General features: G+C 59.5%; 22 protein-coding genes and 12 pseudogenes. 14 read left to right on the top strand and 20 right to left on the bottom strand.

Annotation, left to right across the window (positions count from 1 at the left end; genetic code table 11):
* Positions 1–44: 44 nt before the first annotated feature.
* The 3 genes and pseudogenes from istA (AC0NIH_RS30905) to AC0NIH_RS30915 all read left to right on the top strand — a co-directional run.
* Positions 45–1,556: an IS21 family transposase gene (gene istA, locus AC0NIH_RS30905; protein ID WP_473469819.1), complete on the top strand. Its 1,512-nt coding sequence runs from the start codon at positions 45–47 to the stop codon at positions 1,554–1,556.
* Positions 1,557–1,568: 12 nt separating this feature from the next.
* Complete coding sequence (istB, locus tag AC0NIH_RS30910) at positions 1,569–2,324, top strand: IS21-like element helper ATPase IstB (RefSeq protein ID WP_473469817.1); 756 nt, start codon at positions 1,569–1,571, stop codon at positions 2,322–2,324.
* 243 nt (positions 2,325–2,567) lie between these two features.
* Positions 2,568–2,846: pseudogene (locus tag AC0NIH_RS30915) on the top strand (ATP-binding protein); the annotation flags it as partial.
* A 308-nt stretch (positions 2,847–3,154) separates the two neighbouring features.
* Here AC0NIH_RS30915 and AC0NIH_RS30920 read toward each other — a convergent pair.
* Genes AC0NIH_RS30920 through AC0NIH_RS30930 form a run of 3 tightly spaced genes read right to left on the bottom strand, consistent with a single transcriptional unit; the run spans position 3,155 to position 4,179 of the window.
* The gene (locus AC0NIH_RS30920) at positions 3,155–3,730 is read right to left on the bottom strand and encodes a Fic/DOC family protein (protein ID WP_473469809.1); all 576 of its coding nucleotides are present in this window, start codon (positions 3,728–3,730) and stop codon (positions 3,155–3,157) included.
* The gene (locus tag AC0NIH_RS30925) at positions 3,730–3,939 is read right to left on the bottom strand and encodes a hypothetical protein (RefSeq protein WP_473469808.1); all 210 of its coding nucleotides are present in this window, start codon (positions 3,937–3,939) and stop codon (positions 3,730–3,732) included. Before AC0NIH_RS30925 ends, AC0NIH_RS30920 begins: the two co-directional genes overlap by 1 nt.
* Positions 3,940–3,972: 33 nt before the next feature.
* Positions 3,973–4,179 carry a DUF6290 family protein gene (locus tag AC0NIH_RS30930; protein ID WP_473469806.1) on the bottom strand — a complete coding sequence of 69 codons (207 nt, stop codon included), beginning with the start codon at positions 4,177–4,179 and terminating at the stop codon, positions 3,973–3,975.
* Between the two features lie 80 nt (positions 4,180–4,259).
* On the opposite strand from AC0NIH_RS30930, the gene AC0NIH_RS30935 reads away from it, so the two are divergent.
* From AC0NIH_RS30935 to AC0NIH_RS30945, 3 genes and pseudogenes are all read left to right on the top strand, one after another.
* Positions 4,260–4,535, top strand: coding sequence for a multiubiquitin domain-containing protein (locus AC0NIH_RS30935; RefSeq protein ID WP_473469804.1), 276 nt, complete (start codon positions 4,260–4,262; stop codon positions 4,533–4,535).
* A 12-nt stretch (positions 4,536–4,547) separates the two neighbouring features.
* Positions 4,548–4,937 (top strand): annotated as a pseudogene (locus tag AC0NIH_RS30940) (E2/UBC family protein).
* Complete coding sequence (locus AC0NIH_RS30945; RefSeq protein WP_473469803.1) at positions 4,934–5,398, top strand: Mov34/MPN/PAD-1 family protein; 465 nt, start codon at positions 4,934–4,936, stop codon at positions 5,396–5,398. The pseudogene AC0NIH_RS30940 and the gene AC0NIH_RS30945 overlap by 4 nt, the downstream one beginning before the upstream one ends.
* On the opposite strand, the gene tnpB is transcribed toward AC0NIH_RS30945, so the two are convergent.
* The 9 genes and pseudogenes from tnpB to AC0NIH_RS30990 form a co-directional block, all read right to left on the bottom strand.
* Complete coding sequence (tnpB, locus tag AC0NIH_RS30950) at positions 5,355–5,495, bottom strand: IS66 family insertion sequence element accessory protein TnpB (protein WP_474025109.1); 141 nt, start codon at positions 5,493–5,495, stop codon at positions 5,355–5,357. The genes AC0NIH_RS30945 and tnpB overlap by 44 nt on opposite strands.
* Entirely contained in the window at positions 5,495–6,001 is a 507-nt protein-coding gene (locus AC0NIH_RS30955; protein WP_474025110.1) for a transposase, read from the bottom strand. Before AC0NIH_RS30955 ends, tnpB begins: the two co-directional genes overlap by 1 nt.
* A gap of 143 nt (positions 6,002–6,144) precedes the next feature.
* Positions 6,145–7,823 (bottom strand): annotated as a pseudogene (locus AC0NIH_RS30960) (nitrite/sulfite reductase).
* A 97-nt stretch (positions 7,824–7,920) separates the two neighbouring features.
* A pseudogene (locus AC0NIH_RS30965) lies at positions 7,921–7,980 on the bottom strand (CoA-transferase); the annotation flags it as partial.
* 22 nt (positions 7,981–8,002) lie between these two features.
* Entirely contained in the window at positions 8,003–9,007 is a 1,005-nt protein-coding gene (locus AC0NIH_RS30970) for a 3-hydroxyacyl-CoA dehydrogenase (RefSeq protein ID WP_473469876.1), read from the bottom strand.
* Positions 9,008–9,377: 370 nt separating this feature from the next.
* A complete protein-coding gene (locus AC0NIH_RS30975) occupies positions 9,378–9,905 on the bottom strand; it encodes a gamma carbonic anhydrase family protein (protein WP_473469675.1) in 528 nt (175 codons plus the stop codon).
* A gap of 389 nt (positions 9,906–10,294) precedes the next feature.
* Entirely contained in the window at positions 10,295–11,209 is a 915-nt protein-coding gene (locus AC0NIH_RS30980; RefSeq protein WP_473469686.1) for a beta-keto acid cleavage family enzyme, read from the bottom strand.
* Between the two features lie 96 nt (positions 11,210–11,305).
* Positions 11,306–11,587 (bottom strand): annotated as a pseudogene (locus tag AC0NIH_RS30985) (SDR family oxidoreductase); the annotation flags it as partial.
* Positions 11,493–11,783: pseudogene (locus AC0NIH_RS30990) on the bottom strand (3-keto-5-aminohexanoate cleavage protein); the annotation flags it as partial. The pseudogenes AC0NIH_RS30985 and AC0NIH_RS30990, both read right to left, overlap by 95 nt.
* Before the next feature lie 395 nt (positions 11,784–12,178).
* Here AC0NIH_RS30990 and AC0NIH_RS30995 point away from each other — a divergent pair.
* A complete protein-coding gene (locus tag AC0NIH_RS30995) occupies positions 12,179–12,529 on the top strand; it encodes a transposase (protein WP_473469677.1) in 351 nt (116 codons plus the stop codon).
* On the top strand, positions 12,529–13,134 hold the full coding sequence (locus tag AC0NIH_RS31000) for an IS3 family transposase (RefSeq protein ID WP_473469679.1): 606 nt from the start codon (positions 12,529–12,531) through the stop codon (positions 13,132–13,134). The genes AC0NIH_RS30995 and AC0NIH_RS31000 overlap by 1 nt, the downstream gene beginning before the upstream one ends.
* Here the strand turns inward: AC0NIH_RS31000 and AC0NIH_RS31005 are convergent.
* The 4 genes and pseudogenes from AC0NIH_RS31005 to AC0NIH_RS31020 form a co-directional block, all read right to left on the bottom strand.
* Positions 13,129–13,338, bottom strand: coding sequence for a hypothetical protein (locus AC0NIH_RS31005; RefSeq protein WP_473469680.1), 210 nt, complete (start codon positions 13,336–13,338; stop codon positions 13,129–13,131). The two genes, AC0NIH_RS31000 and AC0NIH_RS31005, sit on opposite strands and share 6 nt — an antisense overlap.
* A gap of 108 nt (positions 13,339–13,446) precedes the next feature.
* Complete coding sequence (locus AC0NIH_RS31010; protein ID WP_473469682.1) at positions 13,447–15,207, bottom strand: recombinase family protein; 1,761 nt, start codon at positions 15,205–15,207, stop codon at positions 13,447–13,449.
* A 258-nt stretch (positions 15,208–15,465) separates the two neighbouring features.
* On the bottom strand, positions 15,466–15,945 hold the full coding sequence (locus tag AC0NIH_RS31015; RefSeq protein ID WP_473469684.1) for a helix-turn-helix domain-containing protein: 480 nt from the start codon (positions 15,943–15,945) through the stop codon (positions 15,466–15,468).
* Between the two features lie 283 nt (positions 15,946–16,228).
* A pseudogene (locus AC0NIH_RS31020) lies at positions 16,229–16,387 on the bottom strand (DUF5372 family protein); the annotation flags it as partial.
* 26 nt (positions 16,388–16,413) lie between these two features.
* Here AC0NIH_RS31020 and AC0NIH_RS31025 point away from each other — a divergent pair.
* The 4 genes and pseudogenes from AC0NIH_RS31025 to AC0NIH_RS31040 form a co-directional block, all read left to right on the top strand.
* Positions 16,414–16,623: pseudogene (locus tag AC0NIH_RS31025) on the top strand (integrase core domain-containing protein); the annotation flags it as partial.
* A gap of 54 nt (positions 16,624–16,677) precedes the next feature.
* A pseudogene (locus tag AC0NIH_RS31030) lies at positions 16,678–17,201 on the top strand (IS21 family transposase); the annotation flags it as partial.
* Between the two features lie 59 nt (positions 17,202–17,260).
* Positions 17,261–18,407: pseudogene (locus tag AC0NIH_RS31035) on the top strand (IS3 family transposase).
* A 96-nt stretch (positions 18,408–18,503) separates the two neighbouring features.
* Positions 18,504–18,824: an IS66 family transposase gene (locus AC0NIH_RS31040; protein WP_473469821.1), complete on the top strand. Its 321-nt coding sequence runs from the start codon at positions 18,504–18,506 to the stop codon at positions 18,822–18,824.
* Between the two features lie 218 nt (positions 18,825–19,042).
* Here AC0NIH_RS31040 and ltrA read toward each other — a convergent pair whose 3' ends face one another.
* From ltrA to AC0NIH_RS31060, 4 genes and pseudogenes are all read right to left on the bottom strand, one after another.
* The gene (gene ltrA, locus AC0NIH_RS31045) at positions 19,043–20,368 is read right to left on the bottom strand and encodes a group II intron reverse transcriptase/maturase (protein ID WP_473469823.1); all 1,326 of its coding nucleotides are present in this window, start codon (positions 20,366–20,368) and stop codon (positions 19,043–19,045) included.
* 509 nt (positions 20,369–20,877) lie between these two features.
* Positions 20,878–21,882: a 3-hydroxyacyl-CoA dehydrogenase gene (locus AC0NIH_RS31050; RefSeq protein ID WP_473469876.1), complete on the bottom strand. Its 1,005-nt coding sequence runs from the start codon at positions 21,880–21,882 to the stop codon at positions 20,878–20,880.
* 211 nt (positions 21,883–22,093) lie between these two features.
* A pseudogene (locus tag AC0NIH_RS31055) lies at positions 22,094–22,249 on the bottom strand (saccharopine dehydrogenase family protein); the annotation flags it as partial.
* 354 nt (positions 22,250–22,603) lie between these two features.
* Positions 22,604–23,077: pseudogene (locus tag AC0NIH_RS31060) on the bottom strand (4'-phosphopantetheinyl transferase family protein); the annotation flags it as partial.
* A 315-nt stretch (positions 23,078–23,392) separates the two neighbouring features.
* On the opposite strand from AC0NIH_RS31060, the gene istA (AC0NIH_RS31065) reads away from it, so the two are divergent.
* Positions 23,393–24,655 carry an IS21 family transposase gene (gene istA, locus AC0NIH_RS31065; RefSeq protein WP_473469499.1) on the top strand — a complete coding sequence of 421 codons (1,263 nt, stop codon included), beginning with the start codon at positions 23,393–23,395 and terminating at the stop codon, positions 24,653–24,655.
* Entirely contained in the window at positions 24,652–25,524 is an 873-nt protein-coding gene (istB, locus tag AC0NIH_RS31070; RefSeq protein ID WP_473469501.1) for an IS21-like element helper ATPase IstB, read from the top strand. Before istA (AC0NIH_RS31065) ends, istB (AC0NIH_RS31070) begins: the two co-directional genes overlap by 4 nt.
* The last annotated feature ends 179 nt before the right edge of the window (positions 25,525–25,703 follow it).

The raw sequence follows: 25,703 nt of genomic DNA on the forward strand, positions 1-25,703 counted from the left end.
CGATGAACGAGGACATTTTGATGCCGGCAAAGAGAAGGCTGACCATGAGACAGTTGAGACAAATGCTTCGACTTGCCGGAAGCGGGACCAGCTCCCGCGAGATTGCGGTCGTGCTGGGAATAGCACGCAGTACGGTGCAGGATAATCTGCAGCGCGCAGCGGCAATCGGGTTGAGCTGGCCCCTGCCAGGCGAGCTGACCGATGACGCGCTTGAGAACAAACTCTTCGCTCGCAATGGCGTCAAACAGGGCACGCGGCGGCGCCCAGAGCCGAACTGGGCCGATCTTGCCGTCGAGCTCAAGAAGCCGGGCGTCACGCTCCTCATCTTGTGGGAGGAGTATCGAGGAAGTCATCCCGACGGATATGGCTATAGCCGGTTCTGCGAGCTCTTTCGCAGCTTCGAACAGCGGCTTTCGCCGACGATGCGCCAGGAACACGCCGCCGGCGACAAGGTCTTCGTCGACTATTCCGGCAAGAAGATCCCGATCGCTGATCGAGACACCGGCGAGATCCGTGAGGCGGAGATTTTTGTGGCGGTCTTGGGAGCGTCCAGCTTCACCTATGCCGAAGCAACCTGGACCCAGACACTGCCTGATTGGATTGGTTCACACGTCAGGATGTTTCGTTTCTTTGATGGCGTTCCCCGCCTGGTCGTCCCCGACAATCTGAAGTCGGGCGTCAGCCGCGCCAGCTTCTACGATCCCGAGATCAACCGCAGCTACGGCATGATGGCATCCCACTATGGCGTCGGCGTTCTTCCGGCACGGCCAAGAAAGCCTCGGGATAAATCGAAAGTGGAAAATGGAGTGCGTTTTGCCCAATCCTGCATTCTGGGGCGTCTGCGCAACCAGACCTTCTTCTCGCTGGCCGAGGCCAAAGCCGCCATTCGCCAGGCACTCGATCGCATCAATGATCATGTCATGCGTCGGCTGGGCGTCAGTCGCCGGCAACTGTTTGAGAGCGTCGAGCGTGCTGCGCTCGCAAGCCTTCCGAGCGAAGACTACGAATTCGCCGAGTGGCGTTTGGCCCGCGTCTCGACGGACTACCATGTCGAGTTCAAGACCTTCTTTTATTCCGTACCGCACAACCTCATTCGCCAGCAAGTCGATCTGAGAGCAACGGCACGCACCATCGAGATCTTTCACCGCGGCAAGCGCATTGCCGTCCATCAGCGCCGTTATGGCGGCCCTCGTCATGGGACGGATCCGGATCATATGCCCAGCTCCCACCGGCGATATGCCGAGTGGACGCCGGATCGGTTCCGTCGCTGGGCCGCATCCGTCGGGCCCGAGACGGAAGGCTTGGTTGTCGCAATCCTCGCCAGCCGCCCACATCCTGAACAAGGCTTTCGAACATGCCTGGGTGTTCTGCGCCTGTTTCGCGATGTCACACGCGATCGCGCCGAAGCCGTGTCAGCCCGCGCTGTCGAGATCGGTGGGCTGAACTGCAAGAGCATCGCCTCGCTCATCGCCAATCACAAGGCCGCAAGGCAGTCCACCGAACCAACCGCCATCGTCGATCACGCCAATCTGCGTGGCCCTGATTACTTTCATTGAGGAGATACACCTATGCTGATCAATCCCACCATCGACATGCTGCGGGAACTCGGCCTTTACGGCATGGCAACCGCTTTCCTAGAACTCGACGCACAGTCCGAAGCGCGCGGCCTCGAGCACGGCGAATGGCTTGCTATGCTGCTCGAGCGCGAGGCGACCATGCGCCGCCAGAAGCGTTTCGAAGCCCGCGCCAGGGCTGCAAAGCTTCGCCATGACGCACAGATCGAGAATGCCGACTTTCGTGCCGCACGCGGTCTTGACCGCAATCTGTTCATGGCGCTCGCCGGCTGCGACTGGATTCGCAAGCATCACAGTCTTCTCATCACCGGGCCGGCGGGCGTCGGCAAGAGCTGGCTGGCCTGTGCGCTTGGCCACAAAGCTTGCCGAGAGGATTTCTCCGTCGCCTATCACCGCGTTCCTCGGCTGTTTGCAGCACTTGCCCTCGCGAGAGGCGACGGACGTTATGGCCGGATCCTCAAACAACTCGCCAAAACCGACCTTCTCATTCTCGATGACTGGGGGCCGGAAAAACTCAATGATGACCAGCGGCGTGATGTGCTTGAGATCATTGAAGACCGCTACGAACGCCGATCGACAATCGTCACCAGTCAGCTGCCCCTGGATCGCTGGTACGAGATCATTGCAAACCCAACTCTGGCCGATGCCATCCTGGACCGCCTCGTTCACAACGCCTATCGCATCGATCTCACCGGAGAAAGCATGCGAAAACAGCGCTCGCCAAAAGCCTCTGAAACAGCGCAAGCTTGACCGGAAACGAAACCCAATCCAAACATCAACCAGACCCAGGATCAGTCCGAAAAATGGCCGGCTTCAAATCGGAACACCGGCCGGAATGAAATCGGAATGACTGGCCGGCTTCAAATCGGAATCGATGGCCGGCTTCGTCGGAATACGCACCTACGCCGAGATGGCGAGCCACTACGGCACCGCAATTCTCGCGGCGCGGCCCAGACGCGCTATGGCCGCCTGCTCAAGACGCTCGGGCGCGTTCAACTCCTCATCCTCGACGACTGGGGCCTGTCCGTTCTCAACGCTGCCGAGCGCCGCGACCTCCTGGAAATCCTCGATGATCGCCATGGCCGCGCTTCGACCATCGTAACCAGCCAAATCCCCGTGCAACACTGGCACGACGTCATCGGCGATCCCACCCTCGGTGATGCGATTCTGGATCGCCTCGTTCACAACGCTCACCGCCTTCAACTCACCGGAGAAAGCATGCGAAAACACAACGCTCGCGCCCATGCTCTTGACGCAGCCGCAAACACCTGAATCAATGAACAGGTCGGGCGAAGCGGCCGCTCATGATCGCGTGAAATACCTGCTCACGATCAAATGAAATGAGCGCTCACCATCGCGTGAAATGGCTGCTCACAATCAGCGAAATGCGCAGGCAGAGTCGAGCCCCTCCGCTTTGAGTGGCTGCTTTGGTCCCGAGGACACAGGCGGCTGTCGCGTGCTGGCTGCGGCGCCGCCTCGATGCCGTCAAGATGCCTGGAGCACGTGCCTCAGCCCGGCTTTAGTCGCACGCGCGAGACGCCCGTCTTGAAAAAGGACCCGAACGGCGCCCACCCAGGATCTCAAAGGAGCAGACGACGTAGCTCCAGGACCAAGCTGGTGAGATCACCCGCGTAGCTCGCAACCATTGCCGGCAAAAATGTTTCTCTTCTGACGCGACCGAAATCCATGGGATGTCCCGCGCGCTCGCCGAGCATCGCCATGAATGACAGTTGCGAACGGCCATTGCCTTCCCGAAAGGGATGGATCGCATTCAGTTCGCCTAGGAAATGGGCAGCCTGAGCTACGAAAGCCTCTGCGGTCTCCGCTCCGATCAGCGACGGTAGCGCATTGAAAAGCCGCTTCATCTCGCCGTCGATATACTCCGGAAAGCAGAACGGATTGCCAGCCTTCGCAGTTCGCACCGTGCGGTACTTGCCAGCCCAGCTGTAGACATCCTGGAACAGGTGGTAATGGACGCGGCGATAGTGGCTCGGGTCATAACGACCGCGCGGTAGCGGCTCGCCAGCGCGCAGCGTTGTCATTTCAAGCTCAAAGGCCTCGAGCAATGCGGGATCGCGCAAGCCAAGCTTGTTCTTTAGGGTCGTGGTACCTTTATAGGCGTAGGGATCGTCGAAGGCGTCGTAACCGACCGACATCACCCGCGTGACTTGGCGTCCAGATAAGCGCGGATGATCTCGGCCCGCTGATCGTCAGGCGAAAGCTTGCGCTTCTTTAAATCCGCGAGACGCTTACGGCTGGCGGCGCTCAAGTTGATGCCTTCGACGGCTGTGATCGCCGCGAATGTGCGCTGTCCGAGGATATGGCTTGGCTCGCTAGGCGTCAGACCCTTGGTGGATTTCTTCATGCTTCCTCTGCGTTCGAAGATGGCGCTGACCGACTAGCGGTCGAGCAGTTTACGAGCCTGTGAGATGCGGCCCTTGAGCCCGGCTTGGAAGCTTGGATCACGCCTGCGGGTCTCGATATGGGTGGTGATCGCTGCCCGAATAATATCGGACACGGGCCGATTTTCAACGCTGGCGACCATCTCCAGGGCCTGAGCCTGCTCTTCGGATAGGCGAACAGTCATCGCTTTAGCTTGTTTCATGGCGCTGTTTTGCACCAAAACAAGCCTGTTGTCAACATCATGGTATCATGGCATCACGGTATCAATTCATGGAGGTGACGATGAGCGAAATACAGAATGACGAACACGGGCGTCCCGACCGTCCCAAAATGTTCGAGATCAAGATAGATCGCATGAACTACAAGGTCTCCGAGGCGGTTCTGACGGGAGCGAAGTTGCGGCAGTTGACGGAGCCCGACATTGGGCCGGATCGCGATCTCTTCGAGGTCGTGCCGGGCGGATCCGACGTAAAGATCGAGGCTGACGCGAAGGTCGAGATGCGCAATGGTCTACGCTTTTTCACGGCGCCGGCGCAGATCAATCCTGGCCGTGGGTGAGGGAAGGCGACGATGCTGCCAGCGATCGACCATGACTATCTGCAGGCGCGGGCACCGGGCCATAGCGTTTCGCTCGATGGCGGCATGATCACTATCATTATCCCGTCCTTTCCGCTGCCGTCCGGATTCACGGCCGTCTCAGCTGATCTCCTGCTGCGGCTGTCGCCCGGGTACCCGGATGTTGCACCAGACATGTGGTGGTTTGAGCCCGCGGTGCGCCGTACGGATGGGGAGGTGATAGAGGCGACCCAGTCCTAGGAGGCCTATCTCGGCCGTACATGGCAGCGTTGGTCGCGCCACTTTCAGGCTGGACAGTGGCGGTCCGGCATCGACTCGCTCGAAAGCTACCCGACGCTCGTCAGGAAGGAACTTGACGTTGCCGGGAGGGCGCGCGCCGCATGATCACCACCTTGGTCCTCCCGGGCTCGCTCGCCGACGAGATCGCGACAGCCTCGCGCAATCCGCTTGAATGCGCAGCGGTCCTTCTTGCGCGGCGTATCGACACTGGCACCGAGGTTCGTCTTCTTGGGCGATCGTTGCACTGGGTGCCGCAGGCGGCCTATTGCGAGCAGAGTTCGCGCCACATGCTGATCCGCTCCGAAGGCTATGTCGGCGCGCTCGGCGCTGCCGAAAAAGACGGTGCAGTCCCGATCTGGTTTCACACGCATCCCGGCCAGGAGGCCGTTCCGCTGCCGAACCCCCACGACCGACAGGTCGACCGGGAAATCGGCGATCTCTTTCAACTGCGCAGCGGCTCTGGCGTATACGCGACGCTGATAGCGTCGCCGCGTGGCGAGAGCTTTGTCTTCAGCGGCGAGGTCACGTCTGAAGACGGCGATTGCCTTCAAGTGGGTTCATTTTGAGCACTTCCTGCACCCGCAGCGCAAGCGATGGGAACCCGCACCGCATGTCTGTATAGCCCGTCGCCAGCCACACGCGCACGCCTTCCATGGGAACCATCACAGCTTTTCCAGCCCCTGCACGATCCGCATCAGAACGCCTACGTCGACAGTCCGGTCAACGATCACGCGCCGGCCATTGGCCCCGACAATCTCCATCCGGCCACCAGCAGGCATCGGCTGGCCAGCGGCGGCCCGGACTTCACAGCGTGGTCGCACAGCTGCGCGGGCTTCCGGCTCTCCATCCTGCCTACCGGGACTGATCACGCCCAGGTCGATGAAGGCGTTCGGCGCAGTCGCGATCGGCAGCCGGTTGGATCGGTCAATCAATCTCCCTTCACGCGCTCGCCTCATTAGGGCGAACAAGTGGTTCGCATTCATGTCGTGACGCCGCGCCACAATCGCCACCGGATCACAGGTCGCCTGCACCTCACGCACAATCGCCAGCTTCTGCTCGATCGTCCACCTGCGGCGACCCCGCTTGCGGTTCCCGCTCGCCGCCAGCGGCGGAGCTGCGGTCTTATCAACTTCTGCCGTCGATGGCGTCTCAATGGCCAGGTATTTCATGCTTAAGCGTCCACTAAGTTTAAGCGGACACTATTGACCCTAAATACCCATTAGTAGGCGGCCGCCAGCGTACGGAGACGCTTCTCTGTGGCCCTCGAACATAGCCTAACTTAGGGAGGACCACTTTTCAGGGGGAAGACCACTTATCTTGCTTCGGCGGTCGGGGCTGCGCCGTAGAGCGCATCCTTGAACGGCTGCGGTCCACACGGCGATAGGCCGCGAGGAAGGTTTCCGAAGGCTCCAGCCGCAGGCCCAGATAGGAGTTGACTATCGTCTCGATCGCGTCCGTCACCTGGTCCGGCTCGAAGCCGCGCCCGATGATCTCGCCGATCGAGGTGTCCTCGTCGCCGGACCCGCCGAGAGTGACCTGATAGAGCTCAGCGCCCTTCTTCTCGACTCCGAGGAGGCCGATATGGCCGATATGGTGATGGCCGCAGGCATTGATGCAGCCCGAAATCTTGATCTTCAGTTCGCCGATCTCCGCCTGCCGCTCAGCTGAGCCGAAGCGCCTGGAAATCTCCTGGGCCACCGGGATTGAACGCGCGTTTGCAATCGCGCAGTAGTCCAGGCCCGGACACGCGATGATATCGGTGATCAGGCCTGCATTGGCGGTTTCGAGATTTGCCGCGACAAGGCCGCGATAGACCGCTTCGAGATTGGCCAGTGCCACATAGGGCAGGATCAGGTTCTGCTCATGGCTGACGCGGATTTCGTCGAAGGAGTATTCTTCCGCTATGTCGGCGACGGCCTCCATCTGTGCGTCGGTCGCGTCGCCCGGGATGCCGCCGATCGGCTTGAGCGAGATCGTCACCATGCCATAGTCCGGGTGCCTGCGCGGCTGCACGTTCTGCTGCACCCAACGGGCAAAGGCGGGATCAGCTTTCTTCCAGCGTGCTAGGTTCTCCCAACCTTCGGGGCGCTCCGGCAGCGACGGCGGCGCGAAATAGGCGGTAATCGCCTGCACGTCGGCGTCCGGCAGCTTCAGCAGCTCGGTGTCCTTGACCTTTTCGAACTCGGCTTCGACCTGGCGGGCCAGTTCCTCGGCACCCGTCTCGTGCACCAGGATCTTGATGCGTGCCTTGTACTTGTTGTCGCGCCGGCCGTGGAGGTTGTACACGCGCATGATCGCGGTGGTGTAGGAAAGCAGATCCTCTTCCGGCAGGAAGTCGCGGATCAGCTTTGCGATCATCGGCGTGCGGCCCTGCCCGCCGCCGATATAGACGGCAAAGCCGATTTCGCCCTTTTTGTTCTTCTTCAGATGCAGCCCGATGTCATGCACCTGGATAGCCGCGCGGTCGCGCTCGGCGCCGGTCACGGCGATCTTGAACTTACGCGGCAGGAACGAGAACTCCGGATGCACCGACGACCACTGGCGTAGGATCTCCGCATAGGGGCGCGGATCGGCAACTTCGTCGGCCGCGGCTCCAGCGAAATGGTCGGCAGTGACGTTGCGAATGCAATTGCCCGAGGTCTGGATGGCATGCATCTCGACGGAGGCAAGCTCGGCCAACACATCCGGCATATCCGAAAGCTTCGACCAGTTGAACTGCAGGTTCTGACGCGTGGTGAAGTGGCCGTAGCCGCGGTCATAGGTGCGCGCCACATGCGCCAGCATGTGCATCTGTCTCGAGTTCAGCGTGCCGTACGGAATGGCAATGCGCAGCATATAGGCGTGCAGCTGCAGATAGACGCCGTTCGTCAGGCGCAGCGGCTTGAACGCATCTTCGGAAAGCTCGCCTGAAAGACGCCGCGCGACCTGATCGCGGAACTGTGCGACGCGTTCGACGACAAAGGCATGATCAAATTCGTCGTAGCGATACATGTTTCCCTCTGTGACGGATGTATGCCGTTACATGCGCAATCGCTGACACACTTGCACCGGGCTCTTTCGCCTCAGCCACGTCCCGCTCTTGAGGTCAAGCCTCGATCAGCGTCTCCGGAATGCCGCATAGACCGAAGCCGCCGGCCATGATTGTCATTCCGTCTAGCTTGCTAAGCCAGTCACCGCGAGATGTCCTCTGATGCGGGCTCTAAAGATAGAAGCGCCACAAGATTCTCATCGCGCCACAATTGACGAGAGACAAGCTCATTAGTCGGCACGATCTTGCGTCGAGAAGCCTCAATCCTACGCAGTGTGTCATCAGACCACTTCTTATCCACATTGAGCAATGCGCCACGGCGTTCGTAGTTTACTCTGTACTTGAGAGCGTAGTCGAGAAAACCAGCCGCGGCGTTTAGATCCATAGTCTCAAATGGGCCCATGAAGGCCCAACGCCTTCCCAGGGAGTGCGAAACGATCAAATCAAGGCCGTCTGGATCAATAACGTCCTGATCGACCAAACTAATTGCTTCGTTCACAAGCGCAGTTTGTAAGCGGTTCATAACGAAGCCGACAACCTCCTTCTTCAGAATGACAGGGTTCTGCTCCAGGGAGCGCATCAGCCGCTGCGTACGAATCATCGTCCCTTCTGCCGTGAACGTAGCAGGCACAATCTCAACGATTGGGAGCAAATGCGGGGGATTGGCTGGATGTGCAACCAAGCATCGAGCTCTACCTTTAAGATTACTCGCAAACTCTGAGGCAGGCGCCGAAGAGGTTGAGCTTGCCAGCACCGTATGCAAATCGCAAAGATTATCGAGACGCTCAAAAATTTGCAGCTTTACGTCGATGCGGTCTGAGACTGCTTCCTGTACATATTCAACCTCCGCGAGAGCTTCCTCCAAGGTCGATAAATAAGATATGCGCTCGGACGCTGCGTCGATTGAGAAGCGATGGCGCCCCCGTGAAATTTGCTCAAGCGCCTGCTTCACTCGTTGTGACGAACTCTCGTAGTTTGAGGGATCCGCATCCCAAACTCTCACCTTTAAGCCGTAAGCAGCGAATAGAGCAGCCCAACTACTTCCAATCAACCCACATCCGACGACAGCCACAACCTTAGGCAGTTCTGAGTTTATATGTTTTTCAATAGTCAGATCACTACTGCAGTTCAACGTGTTCCCGACCATCCTATGCTCCCAAAGTTAAATTTCGATCATTTTCAGCAACCCGAGGTTAGATACAAACCTCGACATCGCGCTCACTGCTTGCGAAGGTGTTTCGCGTCAGTCATTACTCATATTGGAGGCTATGATTGCGCGTATCATTCGGATGAGCCGCTTTCTTGTCGACAAGACCAGCGGCTGCGCCGAGCCATCCAAGTCAGTCCGCCATAATCCGACGGTCCTGAAACGCTCGATGCTGATTTGAAGTCAAGCGGGTCATGGGCAAGGCCCGTAAGGCAAACGGGAGGTGCGACGCTATTGCATTGGAGCCGCCTCGCGCAATTCGAAGAATCTCGACGCTCATTGCCGTGGTCAAATGACAAGTCCGGCACCTTCACGCTTGTATAAGCTTTAATCCGCTGTGAAAACGCGCTGCATTGGCAACGTAATGGTCGGATGCGCGGCGGATAGCCGCTACAGACTCATCCGATAGGACCCTGACGACTTTAGCTGGGACGCCAATTATTAGCGAGTTATCGGGAAACGATTGGCGTTCGGTGATCAATGCCCCCGCACCGATAATGCAGTTGCTGCCGATCTTTGAGTGACTTAGAACGGTCGCCATCATCCCAACCAGCGAGTTATTGCCGATGGTACAGCCGTGGAGCATTGCTGCATGGCCGACAGTAACCCCTTCTCCCAGAACTAGCGGCGCGCCATGATCGACGTGGAGCACCGCGTTGTCCTGGATATTTGTTCGAGATCCAATGGAAAGGGAATCACTATCGCCGCGGATCACTGTTCCGAACCAGACGCTAGACTGACGCGCCAGCTTAACCCTTCCGATAACCTGTGCTGTTGGTGCAACCCAGACGTCATCTTCTAACGATGGTGCAATTCCATCCAATTCATAAAGTGCCATCGGCAGGCTCCATCGGACCGGTCATGCCCACGGGTGTGGATTCGTCCCTGTGAGCGTCTTCGTGAGAGCCCACCGCGGCGCGTTGCCTCGCCGTTGCGAGTGTGTCCAAGACGCTGTCCCGCTCGACAACGCCGTATATTGCTTCGGCACGCTTTAATGTAAGTAGTCCGCTAGAGAGGTCCCGAGCTACCTGATCGCAGTCTCGCTCAAGCGGGTCTCCGTATCCGCCACCTGCGGCAGTTCGTGAAAAGTTAGATTGTTGGGTTTTAACCGTTATCTGCCCGACTGGAGAGATTTCATTTAGATGTCTGGCCTTGCTGCGGACGTGTTGTGCAGGGGGCCAAACGCCATCTGATGCGAGCACGAGGTCGGTGAATGTTCCCCCGGTGTCACGGGCTAACATGCGGTTCTCTCTTGAAATTCGATTGGCTCTTAAGACCAAGGATTTCGCGCGCCTCGGCAGGAGACGCCGTTTCTCCACCAAGAATCCTCACGATCGTCACCGCTCGCTCTACAAGAGCCGCATTGTTGGGAGCCAAATTTCCCTGAGAGAGGTAGAGATTGTCTTCAAGACCAACCCGAACATGACCCCCTAACAAAACGGTCTGAGCAACCATGGGAAATTCGGCCCTGGAAATGCCGAATGCGCCCCAATTTGCTTCGTGCGGCAAGTGCCCCCGCATAGCGAGCAAGACTTCCGGAGTCGCCGGTGCACCTCCATCAATTCCTAAGCAGATCTGAAAAAAGGGCGGCTTCTTAATCGTCCCCTCATAGAGCATTTTGCGCGCGGCGTAGATGTGGCCAACGTCGAACACTTCGATCTCGCAAGTGGTGCCAGCCTGCTGTGCCGCTCTCGCGATAGCCGCCGTATGGTCGGGCGTATTGAGAACGGCGTGCGTCCCGAAATTCATGGTGCCAATGTCCAGACTGCAAATCTCGGGCTGAAGGGCGACGACCTGACGCGCCCGGACTTCGGGCGTTGAAAGGGTAGAACCGGCCGCCGGCCGAAGTGGCTCTTCTTGGTCTGGAATATATCGTGCGCCAGCGCCGGTGGTGAGGTTGATCACGACATCGGTCGCGGACGCCCTTATACGCTCCACTACCTCCCTGTAGGCCTCAAGTGACATGCTCGGCGCACCCGTCTTAGGGTCTCGGACATGGATATGGCAAATCGCTGCGCCCGCGTTCACTGCTGAGATGCACTCGTCGGCGATCTGCTCGGGAGTGATAGGCACGGCCTTCATTTTTTCGTTGTATGCGCCAGCACCCGTCACAGCACATGTTACGATGGTCTTGTTGCTCATTTTAGTCTTCCCACTCGACGTCGCCACAGACGTGCTTATGCATTGCCCTGTGATGTGTTTGGCTTCCCTCGAGGACAGAAAGAAAGCCATCGCGCCGATTTCGGTCGGATCTATCTTTGTCCCCATAGAGATAAAGGAGAGGCGCCGCTGCAACGCCTCCTCGTGTGTGATACCCTGGCTCTGGGCTCGCTTTTGCGTGCGCAGTCGCCCGCGCTCGTTGTCGATCGACCCTGGCGAGATCGTGTTGCAGCGGATGTTGAACGGACCAAGTCCGCGAGCCAGGTTCTTTGTCAAACCTTCCGCCGTAGGTGAGGTTTGAAGTGACATCGTCTGACGACTGGTGAATCCTATCAGAAACTTCCTTGAACAGATCAACATCGTAAGAGGCGGCGGTCGAGGGATTTCGCACATGAACATGGACTATCACTGCGCCAGCGCGTGCGGTTTCAACAGCTGAGTCTGACATTTCCTTCCGGGTAATAGGAAAACTCGGGTGATCAAGGTTGTATTTTGATCCGCCGGTGACCGCGCAGGTGATTACGATCTTACGAGTGCCGAATGGCGGGGTTGGCATAAAATTAGCCCTGTGTTGCTGACGCCAGACAGTAAGACCGAATTCCGGAACAGCGCCACCGCTGTTGAGTTATGAGAATCTGCTACGCGTTATGCTGGCGAGGGGCATAGCGACATTAGATTAGACCACACTTGCGGATTCCAACATGAAGCCGGCCGGCATTCCGATTTGAAGCCGGCAACGGTTCCAATCAAAACCGGCCGGTTTTTCGGCACTGAAGAATAGCCCCTGGGTCAGCAACTTTGGCATCAATGGACCACGCGCAACATGGAGATTTTGATGCCGTCTGTTGATTGCCACTGAGAACTGACCCGGCAACTGGAGTGCGCCCCTTGGGGTGGACAGATTGAGCTTTCAGGATTGACCTAGGCGGCCGGGTTTTCGGATAGAAAGCCATGCCAAGATACCGAACTCACAGCATCGAATTTAATACGTCAGGTCGCTCAGGAATATCTTGGCGGCGAAACGTTGCACGGGCTTGCCAAGCGCCACGACATCCAGCGTCAGCTGATCCGGGCTGGGTCAGAAAATTCGAGGAAGGCGCGTTCGACGATGACGCGCAGGCAGCCGACCTGATCCAGGAATATCAGGCCCGCATCGCCGCGCTCGAACGGCTCGTCGGTAAGCAGGCTCTGGAATTGGAGTTTATAAAGGGGGCTCTGAAAAGCGCACCGCTGCAGAGAAGCGCGACTACGTCCGCTATCACCGGCCCTGTGGCATCGCCGTCGCGCAAGGATGCGATCTGATGGAGATGGCGCGTTCAACCTATTATGACCAGCCCGAGCACCCCGTTGACGACACTGCGATTGTCGAAGCCATGTTCGAAGTTTGCAACGACTTCGAAAGCTATGGCTACCGTCGTGTCGGCGCCGCGATGCGGCAGCAGGGCCTTGTCGTCAATCACAAGAAGATCCGGCGCCTGATGCGCGATCATGACCTGCAGCCGAAGATACGGCGACGCTTCATCGCAACGACGGACAGTGGTCACGGCTGGCGGGATCTATCCGAATCTGGCCCGAGACTTCGTGCCGACCGGCCAAACCAACTGTGGGTCGGCGACATCACCTATGTGGCGCTACCGTCGCGCTTCATTTATGTCGCCATCATTCTCGACGCTTGGTCGCGCCTCGTCGTGGGATACGCCATCGGTCGATCCATCGATGCCCGCCTCACGGTGGCGGCTCTCAATGCGGCGATCGCTCGCAGACAGCCGCCGCCAGGCTCCATCCACCATTCCGATCGAGGGTCGCAATACGTAGCGGAGGCTTGTCGACAGGTCCTGGCCGCTACTGATCTAATCGGATCAATGGGGCGAAAGGGCAATCCCTACGACAAGGCGAATGTTTCATAATGAGTCCTGTTCGGTTGATGGCACGGTAATTGAGGCACGGCGGGCGGGAACGGCGTTTCGGCCCGGGCGGCCTTTGATGATCTCGAGGTCGTGAGGAATGTCCCACAGACCACGGTTGAGATTGTCGCTGCAGACTTTGGTGATGAGCCCCTGGCGCCCCCATTGATGCACCGTGGTCTCGGCGATGGCGAAGTGTTCGGCCACTTCCTGGGTGGTGAGCAGACCACAATCCCGCAGGCGCTGGCGACGGCTGGGCAGGTTGTAGGCTGCCCGGATGAAGGCGATCTTCTTGAGATTGAACGGCTTGCCTTCCTAGGTTCGCAGGCCACGTTCATTGAAGATATCGGCGATCTCGCGATCGCAATGACGGTCGAGCAAGCGGTCGACCTCGGCGACGAGCTCAGGCTTGAACTTGCGGATCTGGGCGATCGGCAAAGGCCGCTCCAGCGTCAAGGTGCGGGTCGCCCCGCCGGATAGTCGCACGTTTGCGGTAATCATCTCGGCCTTGACCAGGGTGACGTCGGCGACCAGCAGCCGCAGGATGCGCTTGCGCTCGCGGACGTCGATGCGGGCATCGCTCCAGATCCGCGGGAACTGCTCGGCAAGATCGCGGACGCGTTGCTGCGTCTCGGCATCGAGGGCAGCGGCTTCCTCAGGCGCGCGGCGTTCATAGTCATCGACGACGTCGGTGTGAAGCCGCAGCTTCTCGTTCCACTCGGCCTCGAGAGTGTCGGCAACGAGGCGATTGTCGGGATCGACCTTCATGTAGCGGCGCCGGGCGAGCTCGGCGTCATGACGCGTCCGCTCGATGTGTTGTCGGCGCAACGTGTCCATCTCGGCGGCGCGTGCCTCAAGCTCGCGCTGCACCGCCAGGGTGACCTCAAGGGTCATCGGCGTCATCAGCTCGACAAGCAATGCACCCACCGCCGGGTCGACGACTTTGCCGGGAACGGACTGGCAGACCTTGCCGCCACGGCGGGTGGCGGTCTCCTGGCAGATATAGGTCGGGACAGGCTGACCGTGCTCCTGGCTGTAATGGACGCCCATGCGCCCGCCGCAAAGGCCGCAGAGAACTCTGCCCTGGAGCAAGGCGGATCCTTCGCGGACCGGCCCGGCGCGGCGCTGCATTCCATAGGCTTGTGCATTGGTGGCGAGACGCTCCTGGTTGGCCTTGAAGCGCTCCCAGTCGATATAGCCCGGATGCAGGTCGGGCATGACGAACCGCCAGTCAGCCATACCAACCTTGATCTGCGAGACGCCGCCGCCCGGCCGGGGCCGTCCACGTGTTCGACCGTAGACGAAGGCGCCGGCATATCTCGGATTATGCAGGACCTGGAGGCTGCGGGCGTGCCGTGGCGGCGCCCACATGAGTTCGCCTTTGTGCGGTCCCTTGCGCAGTCGTCGCGGGAACAGGATGCCTTCGTCGAGGAAGAACTTGACGGTTCTGGTTGCGCTGCCCAGGCGCTCGAAGGTCGTGAACACCATGCGGAGCGCGGCCTGCACCTCGGCGTCCGGGTCGAGGGCGAGGGTGCCATCGGGCAAGTAGACCAAGCCCACGGGCGGCCCTATCTTCAGATCGCCGCGGCTTGCCTTGTTGAGTTGGCCGCCGCGCATGCGCGCCTTGAGGAAGTGCAACTCCGCTTCCGACATCGTTCCTTTCAAACCCAAAAGAAGTCTGTCGTTGAAGCTGGCCGGGTCGTAGACGCCATCCTCATCGAGGATGAGGGTGCTGGTCAGGGCGCACAGCTCAAGCAGCCGGTGCCAGTCGGCGGAGTTGCGGGCCAGGCGCGAGACCTCCAGCCCCATGACGACGCCGGCCTTGGCGAGGGCTACTTCGCTGACCAGTTCCTGGAAGCCGTCGCGGGCAACGGCGCTGGATCCCGATTTGCCCAGGTCGCAGTCGATCACGTGGACGCGTTCGGCCGGCCAACCGGCGGCAATGGCGCGATCACGCAGCCCATACTGTCGCTGCGTGCTCTCGCCGTTCTCGGCGACCTGTCGCAGCGTAGACTGACGGATGTAGAGGTAGGCGTCGCGCCGGAGGTGATCGTCGGTGACTTCGAGGTCAGGCATGTGCTTTATCCGCGGTTAGCGTGACAACAAGGCTGGCAAGGATGAGGGTGAGCTCGCTGGTGGCGATCGCGCCTGCCGACGGGGGGCGATGTACCGGGCAAGGCGGCGTAAAGTTGGGTGTTGTCGTTGCGGCCTTGATCCAGGCGACCATGCCTTGACGGTGCAGGGTTACGAGTCCTGATCCGGTGATCAGCCGGGCGCTGAGCACCGCGGCGCGCAGTTGTTCGTATGTGCCGACGAGGCTGGTCGCGCGGACGGTTAAGGCAGATCGAGTCGTTTTTTTTTGGGCGCCATGGCCCGCTCCAGACTTCGCCGGTGCACCCTGACGCCAAAGCGTGTGGCGATAGCGTCTACAAATTGCGGCACGGTGAGGTCGGGCCGCGTCGTCCTGATTTGGTCGAGGTAAGCGAGGACCTCGGCAGAGATCTTGTGTCCGCCCTTTGGACCCCGTTGCTGGGGCACCAGCCCGGCGAGGCCCTGGTCGGCCAAGGCGCTCTGAGCTTTGTAGAAGGTCGGCCGCGAGACCCCGAAGGCGCTGGCGACGTCGCTGATCGGCACGCGATCGGCCTGATGGCGGCGCACCATCTCGTAGCGGACCTGCACAAGGTCCCTGGCATCGAAGAAGGGATTGCCGGCAAACAGCGTGTCGCGCACGGCCTCGGGGTGGGGGTTGAGTGCGCCGTCGCGGGCCAAGGCCTCGGCCTTTGGGTCGCGTCGTCTTGGCTTTGGCTTCGCCATGACCATCATCCAAATTGATTCGTAAATATAAATACGCCTTACATGATGAGACGTCAAACAAGGTCACTTCACGATGCCCGAGACAAATCCTGCAATGCTGGGCATAGCTGCGGTATCCGAGCAGGCGTTGCGGCGTAATTTGCCTTACACCAGAGGCGTATTTAACCTTACGCATCCTCCGCCTCCACCGGCGCTGAGACCCGATCCAGCAGCGTGAGCAGACCGTCCGGAACGCCGCGCGCCCGGCCGCGACGCGCCGGAATGCGTCAGGCTGCTCCATGTCCGTCATTGCGGCGGCAATCGTGGGCAAGGTCCCGTCCGCCGCCCGGTAGATCACCCGGTCGTCGCCCCAATGCGGGCTACGGCTGATCATGTCGAAGGTCTGGCCTTTAAGCGGGTGGAATGGGTGAGTAATGCGGACCGTGAGGCCGGTCGTCCCCATACGGGCTGCAGTTGACGGCTTTATCCAACGCCAAGGCTGAGAGCTTTATGAAAACGCTCAAGGTCGAGGCGGTCTATCCAATGGCGTTCGAAACCCTCGAGGACGTCACCGGGCAGCTTCCTCGCTTCATCGAGGAAGTCTACAATAAGCGAAGGCTCCACTCGGCGCTGGGATATCTCAGCCCGCAGCAATTTGAGGATCAGCATATCCGGCAGGCCGGTCAAAACGCAGCCTGATCAGTGTCCACCCCAAGGGGCGCTTTTTCCAGCGGGGGCTACGGAGTGATCGACATGGCATTACTGAGCGTGATCCGACGCTGGTATTTTCGAGAGCATCTATCGATCCGCGAGATCAGCCGCAGGACCGGCCTGTCGCGGAATACGGTGCGCAAATACCTGCGGGTGGGCGGGGTGGAGCCGAAGTTCAAGGTTCCGGAACGACCGAGCAAGGTTGACCCTTTTGCCGACCGTTTGTCGGCATGGCTGAGGACGGAAGCCAAAAAGAAGCGCAAACAGAAACGCACGGTGAAGCAGTTGCATGCCGATCTGCTGGGCCTTGGCTATGAGGGATCTTACGGTCGTATGGCGGCTTTCGCTCGGGAGTGGAAGGCGGATTTGCAAAGGGAATTACAGACGACAGGGCGCGGGACATTCGTGCCGCTTTCGTTCAATCCGGGTGAAGCATTTCAGTTCGACTGGTCCGAGGATTGGGCAATCATCGGCAACGAACGCACCAAGCTGCAGGTGGCACATACAAGCTAAGCTACTCCAGGGCCTTCATCGTCCGGGCCTATCTGTTGCAGACGCATGAGATGGCCTGCTGCCGGTTTCGTGGACACCGAGATAAGGTGTTTGACGGAACTGGAGAGTGGGAATGCAAAGAAGGAAGTTTAGCCGCGAGTTCAAGCTTGAGGCGGTGAGATTGATCAAGGATCGGGGCGTTGCGGTGGCCCAGGCTGCCCGCGACCTCGATCTCCACGAGAATGTGCTGCGCAAATGGGTGCGCGAGCTGTCGACCGATCCGCAGCATGCATTTCCCGGTCATGGGCAGATGAAGCCAGAGCAGCAGGAGATCGACCGGCTGCGCAAGGAAGTGGCGAAGCTGAAGGCGGAGCGCGACATCCTAAAAAAGGCCGCAGCCTACTTCGCGAGGGAAGTGACATGAGGTTCGCTTTCATCGCGAGGCACCGGAACGTCTGGCCGGTGGCATGGCTGTGCAGTGCGCTGGATGTGTCCCGCTCAGGCTTCCATGCCTGGCTCAACCGCAGCCCCAGCGCTCGCTCCCGGCTTGACGAGATCCTCGTGTCCAGGATCGACCGCAGCTTCAAGAGCAGCGACCGCACCTATGGTTCTCGTCGCGTAGGCATGACGTGCTGGCCGAGGGTCTTTCCTGCGGCCTGCATCGTGTCGAGCGGCTGATGCGGGAGAACGGGCTGCGTGCCCGGCCGCGGCGTCGTGGGCTGCCGAAGGACACCGGCGAGCGAGCGGCAGTGTCGGACAACATCCTCGACCGCGCCTTCGAGTCCTCGGCACCGAACCAGAAATGGATCGCCGACTTCACCTACATCTGGACCGCGGAAGGTTGGCTTTACGTTGCCGCCGTGATCGACCTGTTCTCCCGGCGGGTCGTCGGCTGGGCGATGAAGGCCGAGATGACGGCCCAGCTCGTCACCGACGCCCTCATCATGGCGATCTGGCGCCGAGGCAAGCCCGACAGCCTGCTGCATCATTCCGACCAGGGATCGCAATACACGAGCGAGCAGTTCCAGCGCCTGATGACCGACCACGGCATTACATGTTCGATGAGTCGGTCGGGCAATGTCTGGGACAATGCAGCAATGGAGAGCTTCTTCTCGTCGCTCAAGACCGAGCGCACGGCCCGCAAGGTCTACAGGACGAGGGGTGACGCCAGGGCAGATGTGTTCGATTACATCGAGCGCTTCTACAACCCCCGGCGACGGCACTCGACACTGGGCTATCTGAGCCCCGTGGAGTTTGAGGAACAAGCTATGTTAGCTTAACTTCGTGTCCGAAAAACCGGCAGCAGGCCATGGTGTCTGAGCCCCACGCCCCGAAGAGCCAGGGAACTGGCCCGGCGGTTCGACCGGATCGTCGGCATGAAGACCAGGTTCGTGACCCTCGACCGTCTACTCGCGCGCATCCGGACCGACCGCCAAAGCTTCCTGAAGATCCTCCAACGCCCGGACATTCCGCTCCACACCAACGGCTCAGAGAACGATATCCGCAGCGTGGTGACCCGGCGCAAGATCAGCGGCGGAACCCACAGCGACCAGGGCCGTGCCGCCCGCGACACCATGCTCAGCATGATGAAGACCTGCAACAAGCTCGGTGTCAGCTTCTGGGATTATCTCGGCGACCGCCTCGGCATCCCTGGCAGCAAGATCCTGCCGCTTCCCGTTCTCCTCGCCGGTCGCTGAACCCCAACAAACGCCGCCGGTTTTGCCCCGGTTACATGCTGTTCCGTTAAGCGTTTGTTGCAAAAGCAGTTTTACAGATTCGCAGAGCCGATGCACCCCTTATTTGTAGAGTCGAGGAAGGGCGCGGTGGCTCAGCCCATGTTGGCGTCGCTCCGTTTCCCTTCCCCGCTCATCAAACCGGACATGCGGATTTCTCGCATCCGGCTTTCCGACTGGCTTCATCGCGAGGCCCACGGCGGCGGCGGTCCAATGTGCACGCGTCGAAGACGCAGCACGCCGAGGTCCCCGAAGACCTGTTCGTCGGAGAACCGCTGCGTGCCGCGTCCGTGCACCTTGTGCCGTTTGCACAGGAATGTGCGTACCCGGTCGTAGACGTGATTGTCGACCGCCCGATAGGCCGGCAAACGTGTTCCGTAGCCGAAGTAACCGGACCAGCCGCGCAGAAGTCTGTTTAGCCGGCCGCGCACCTCGGACCACGGTTCTTTGTTGCCTCTCACCAGGAGATCGCCGATCTTAGTCTTGATCCGTTGCACGCTCTTCTTGGACGGGCTCGCACCCAAGTACCAGTGGCCGTCTTTCCGGTAGCGGTGAGGACCAAACGCGTAACCGAGGAAGTCGAAGTGCTCCGTGCGGGCATCCTTCAGCGAGGTCTTCGCCTCGTTGAGCGTCAGCCCAAGTTTCGTCATCACCGAGCGTGTCCACGCCAGCGCCTCGTCCGCGTGCCCGCGGCTGAGGATGACGAAGTCATCGGCATAGGAGATGACATGCGCACGCAACGCCTCGCCGCGTCCGGTGAGTCGCCAATGTTTCAGGAACCGGTTCATGTAGATGACCGAGAGCAGCGGGCTTGCGACCCCACCCTGAGGCGTGCCGCGCGTGCTGCTCTTGCCACCGCTCATGCGCCGTTTCCCGTCGCCGTCCCGCTCTTCGATCGGCGCCTTCAGCCACAGCTTGATCAGCTGCAGCACGTGCCGGTCGACAATGCGTCGGGCCACCGATTTGAGGAGGTCCGAATGCGGGATCGTGTCGAAGTATTTCGACAAATCAGCGTCTACCACGTCCGTGTAGCCCCGGCAGATAAGCCGGTGCACTTCCTTGATTGCGTCGGTCCCACTGCGTCTGGGCCGATAGCCATAGGCACTGTCCTCGAAGTCCGCCTCGAATATCGGTTCCAGCACCAGCTTGGCAGCGGTCTGGGCCACCCGGTCCCGAATGGTCGGGATACCGAGCGGGCGCTCGCCGCCCCCCGGCTTCGGGATCATCACCCGTCGCACAGGCTGTGGCCGGTAGCTCTTCGAGACGAGTTCCTCGCGCAGGCCCGCCAGCCACTTCTCCACACCGTCCGCCTCAATCCGCGCAAAGGTCACCCCGTCCACGCCCGGCGAACCCGCATTGGCGCGGGGCAGCGCATAGGCATGGCGCAGCATGTCCTCACGGCAGATCTTGTCGTAGAGCACGTAGAAGCGGAAAGCGGGCTCCGCCTTCGCCTTACGATACAGCTTCCTCTGCAGGTTCCTGATCTTTTCGGGTGTTTCCAGGCTCATCGCCAATCACCCCCTCCTCACCAACTTCGAAAGCACACCAGAAGTCAGGGCCCTTCCCTCCACCGGCATTACCCGGCTTCAGCGGTATTATGACCCTGTCCGACTCCCGCCGGCACCGCCGCCCTTGGCTGCGTTGAGGCCGCTACCCTCATGCCAAGCGGGTCTCCCCCGTTACCCGCATCACCCTTCCAACGTGCCGTGCCCAATACCCCGGCGGATCGAACGGGTGCACATGTCGATTGCTTCCCCGCTCATGCTGCCTTCCCCGAATCTCAGGCGGGTCGGCATCCGCATCATCACTTTCGAGGCCTGCTCAGGCTTTACTCGCGTTACGGCCCACTGGATTGCTCAACCGCCCAAGGCGGCCTTTGTCACGAGGCTTCGACCCGGCCAGTTACCCGACCGAACCGCTCGTCAGCTACCAGACCTATCGACAACTATCTGGGTGGAACCTCCCTCCACTGGTGATACGCGCCGTCGGGGCGCACTGAGATATTCAGGCTAGCTGGTCACCGCGAGATGTCCTCTGATGCGGGCTCTAAAGATAGAAGCGCCACAAGATTCTCATCGCGCCACAATTGACGAGAGACAAGCTCATTAGTCGGCACGATCTTGCGTCGAGAAGCCTCAATCCTACGCAGTGTGTCATCAGACCACTTCTTATCCACATTGAGCAATGCGCCACGGCGTTCGTAGTTTACTCTGTACTTGAGAGCGTAGTCGAGAAAACCAGCCGCGGCGTTTAGATCCATAGTCTCAAATGGGCCCATGAAGGCCCAACGCCTTCCCAGGGAGTGCGAAACGATCAAATCAAGGCCGTCTGGATCAATAACGTCCTGATCGACCAAACTAATTGCTTCGTTCACAAGCGCAGTTTGTAAGCGGTTCATAACGAAGCCGACAACCTCCTTCTTCAGAATGACAGGGTTCTGCTCCAGGGAGCGCATCAGCCGCTGCGTACGAATCATCGTCCCTTCTGCCGTGAACGTAGCAGGCACAATCTCAACGATTGGGAGCAAATGCGGGGGATTGGCTGGATGTGCAACCAAGCATCGAGCTCTACCTTTAAGATTACTCGCAAACTCTGAGGCAGGCGCCGAAGAGGTTGAGCTTGCCAGCACCGTATGCAAATCGCAAAGATTATCGAGACGCTCAAAAATTTGCAGCTTTACGTCGATGCGGTCTGAGACTGCTTCCTGTACATATTCAACCTCCGCGAGAGCTTCCTCCAAGGTCGATAAATAAGATATGCGCTCGGACGCTGCGTCGATTGAGAAGCGATGGCGCCCCCGTGAAATTTGCTCAAGCGCCTGCTTCACTCGTTGTGACGAACTCTCGTAGTTTGAGGGATCCGCATCCCAAACTCTCACCTTTAAGCCGTAAGCAGCGAATAGAGCAGCCCAACTACTTCCAATCAACCCACATCCGACGACAGCCACAACCTTAGGCAGTTCTGAGTTTATATGTTTTTCAATAGTCAGATCACTACTGCAGTTCAACGTGTTCCCGACCATCCTATGCTCCCAAAGTTAAATTTCGATCATTTTCAGCAACCCGAGGTTAGATACAAACCTCGACATCGCGCTCACTGCTTGCGAAGGTGTTTCGCGTCACTGATTGCTCATAGTGGCCGTGATCGCGCGCAGCATGCTCCGCCGCTTTCCCGCATAGCTTCTCATGCATCAGAGCACTCAACAGCAAAAGGTACGTAGAAAGTCGCGCTTACTCATAGATAATGCCGTCGAGCGAAAATTCTTCGCGCTCCTCCAGTGCTGGCACTTCGACGAGTTTGCCGTTGACGACGGCCTCGCAGGGCTGCATGTACTCATTGATGAGTCCGTCGATGCTCCAGGTGGGACTGTAGTTAAAGGCGTTGCTAGGTGTGAGCTTCCGGGAGGCTGTCCTTTCGGACCGGACCGAGGATACTGGGGTTACCAGGCCGGCTTCCGATTTCGGCTTTTGGCTGTGCCTGATCTCAGATTTTGCGGTGAAACTGTAAATATATGTGGTATCTGGCTGTCCAAGTTGGACATCCAATTGCGATGGCAGAGTGCGCATGATGATCTTTTTGGGATGATGCGATGCTACATGCCCTATTAACTGCCCGCGGATTGGGAGCGCATGCAGATAATAATGCAGACCACCAAACTGCACGGCCGGCTCATCCCAGCCCGTATGAAGGCCCTGCGGGTCTAGGCGGAGACCAAGGCCCGCGCATTTCAGTACGGCCTCTTTTCTGGTCCAGAGCTCCAGGAACTTTCGCACAGTCAACTCGCTCGGCGTGTCTTCAAAACCCTTGGCCTCTTCGGCGGTCATAATGCGGCAAGCCAGCTGGCGGCAATTTGCCAGGGGACGCCAACGCTCAATGTCTATCCCGACCAAGCCCGAGGCTGATACGGCGACGGCGGACCAATCGTGGCTGTGAGACTGGCTCACTTCAATACCGTGTGCCGGCAATTGGGGCTTGCCGAAGCGCGAAACTGTCATTTGGAGATCTCTCGGTGGAACATGCAAGTGCCCAGCAAGGATAAATCGAAAAGCGCTCTTTGCCTGAAGATATGAAAGCCGCAAATCCATGTGACGAATTTTTTCTGCCCGTTCCCACTCAGTTGGACTAAGCAGTTCGTGCATGTACAACGTCGGGATCGTCAGCTGTGCATGCCGGAAAACCCAAACGTCGATTGTGCCCGTCTGCCTATTCGAGTGCATGCATCACACGTGCTCCATCACACGCGCTTGCCTGATGAGCACAACGGTCAAGACGCTTTGGCCGTCGCACCCCAGCTACTTTTAGGTGGCGCGGGTCGTCGTCGTTAGGAACCACTTCTACACTGCCGACGGCTCGCGATGTGTAAAGATATATGAAGCCACTTCAACGATGTCGATGCCGGCTCAATACTCCCCAGAAGTGCCGTTTGAATCTTCCCCAGTATAGCGCTGCCGCCGGTCTTCCGGAGCGCGCTCCGGGAGACCGGCGGCGCGTAATCGTTGATGCTTCTCCTGATGGTCGGGAGAGGGATTTCGGTGATCAAGATCGGGGAGATGATGATGATACTGGATTTGCATCGGCAGGCCCTGTCGGTGTCGGCGATCGCCAGGGAGAGCGGGATCGACCGCAAGACGGTGCGCAAATACATTGAGCGCGGGCTCGAGGCTCCGGCCTACGGACCGCGCAAGCCGCGTCAGGCGGTGATCGATCCCTTCACGGCCTATCTTCGCGAACGCGTCACGCGATATCCCGGGCTCACCGGCAGCCGGCTTTTCCGGGAACTGAAGGACCTCGGCTATGGCGGCGGCTACACGGCCGTCACTGACTTCCTGCGCGACGTCCGTCCTGCCGCGGCGGAGCGTGGATACGAGGTTCGCTTCGAGACCCCGCCCGGCGAGCAGGCGCAGGTCGACTTCGCCCAGTTCAATGTCGTCTTTACCGATGAGCCGACCACGCCGAGAATTGTCTGGCTATTCTCCATGGTGCTTGGCTTCAGTCGCCTTATCTGGGCACGCTTCGTCGTCCACCAGGATCTGCCGACTGTCTTGCGCTGCCATGCTGGGGCTTTCGAGGCGCTGGGCGGCGCTCCTCGCGAAGTGCTTTACGATCGTATGAAGACGGCTGTGATCGGCGAAGGCGATACCGGCGGCATCGTCTACAACCGTGCCCTCGTCGATCTTGCCCGCCACTATGGTTTCCATCCCAAGGCCTGCCGGCCTTACCGCGCCAAAACAAAAGGCAAGGTCGAGCGACCGTTCCGCTACATTCGCGAGGACTTCTTCCTGGCCCGGTCCTTTCGCAACCTCGAAGACTTGAATGCGCAGTTGCGTCACTGGCTGGACACGGTCGGAAACCCGAGAGTTCACGCCACCACAAAGCGTGTCGTCAACGAAGCTTTCGTCGAGGAGCGGACAGCGCTGCGGCCGCTGCCTTTGGCTCCATTCCGATCGGTCCTGAAGCTCGAGCGACGCATCAGCCGGGAGGACATGGTTAGCGTTGGCGGCAATTTCTACAGCGTGCCCGACGCCACCAGGCGCCGTGTCGTCGAGGTGCACACTCTGGCCGAAGAGGTTCGCATCTTCGAAGACGGAGCGCTGATTGCCACTCATCCCATTCTAGAAGGTCGGCATCAGCGTCATGTCGAGCCCGGGCATCGCAACATCCACGTCCACAAGCGCCGACAAAGACTGAGGAACGACGAGGTCATCCTTCATGGCTCAGGCGACAGGGTCGCTCAGCGCCCGTTGGCCTTCTACGATGCCGTCGCCCGGGTGATGGCGAAGGAGCAGCGTCCATGACGAATGCGCTCGATACCACGCCATCCACAATCGACCGGATCCGCCACGACCTCGTCGGCCTCAAGATGCCACGAGCGCTCGAAGCGCTCGATCATATCGTGCGCCGGCTCGAGCAAGGCGAGATCGCTGCCCTCGAAGCCATGGACATCCTCCTTTCGGAAGAGTTGACCCTGCGCGAGAACAGCCGGATCAAGACGGCACTGCGCATGGGGCGTCTGGCCACGATCAAGACGCTCGCCGGCTTCGACTTCTCTTTCCAGCCCTCGCTTGACCGAGATCGAACCTTCACGCTCGCCCAACTCGGCTTCGTCGCCCGCTGCGAGGTCGTCCACTTCCTCGGCTCACCCGGCACAGGCAAGAGCCATCTGGCCATCGCACTTGCCGTCGAGGCTGTGAAGGCTGGAAAGAGCGTCTATTTCTGCACGCTCGCCGAACTCATCGCCTCACTGGCAAGGGCCGAACGCGAAGGCCGCCTGCAGGAACGCATCCGCTTCTTCTGCCGGCCTGCTCTGCTCGTGGTCGACGAGATCGGCTACCTGCCCGTCATCCACGGTGGCGGCAATCTGTTCTTCCAGCTCGTCAACGCCCGCTATGAGAAGGGCGCCATGATTCTCACTTCAAACCGCGGCTTCGCCGAATGGGGCGAGGTCTTCGGCGATCCTGTCGTCGCAACCGCACTTCTCGATCGCCTGCTTCATCATGCCGTCGTCGTCCAGATCGAAGGATCGAGCTATCGGCTCCGCCAACACGCCGAGCTCATGCCCGAACACCTGCGATCAAAAGCCTCCATCACGCCGCCGACGCTCAACGCACCGTCACGACCGCGCGGCAGGCCGCCGAAAAATGGACACCCTTCCGCGACAGCCTGAGCGGCGAAACTGGGGGATTTTACTTCGGCACTTTTGGGGAAAATTCGAGCGGCATTGACAAACGATCGGGAAACGGCTTGATACTCCTCATTTCCCCTCTTGAATCTCCTTACAAATTTATCTCGCCGGTCATCCGCGTTCTTTGAGTGAATATGTATTCTGTCTGACGACAGGTCATA

The organism is Mesorhizobium sp. WSM1386, from assembly GCF_055901595.1.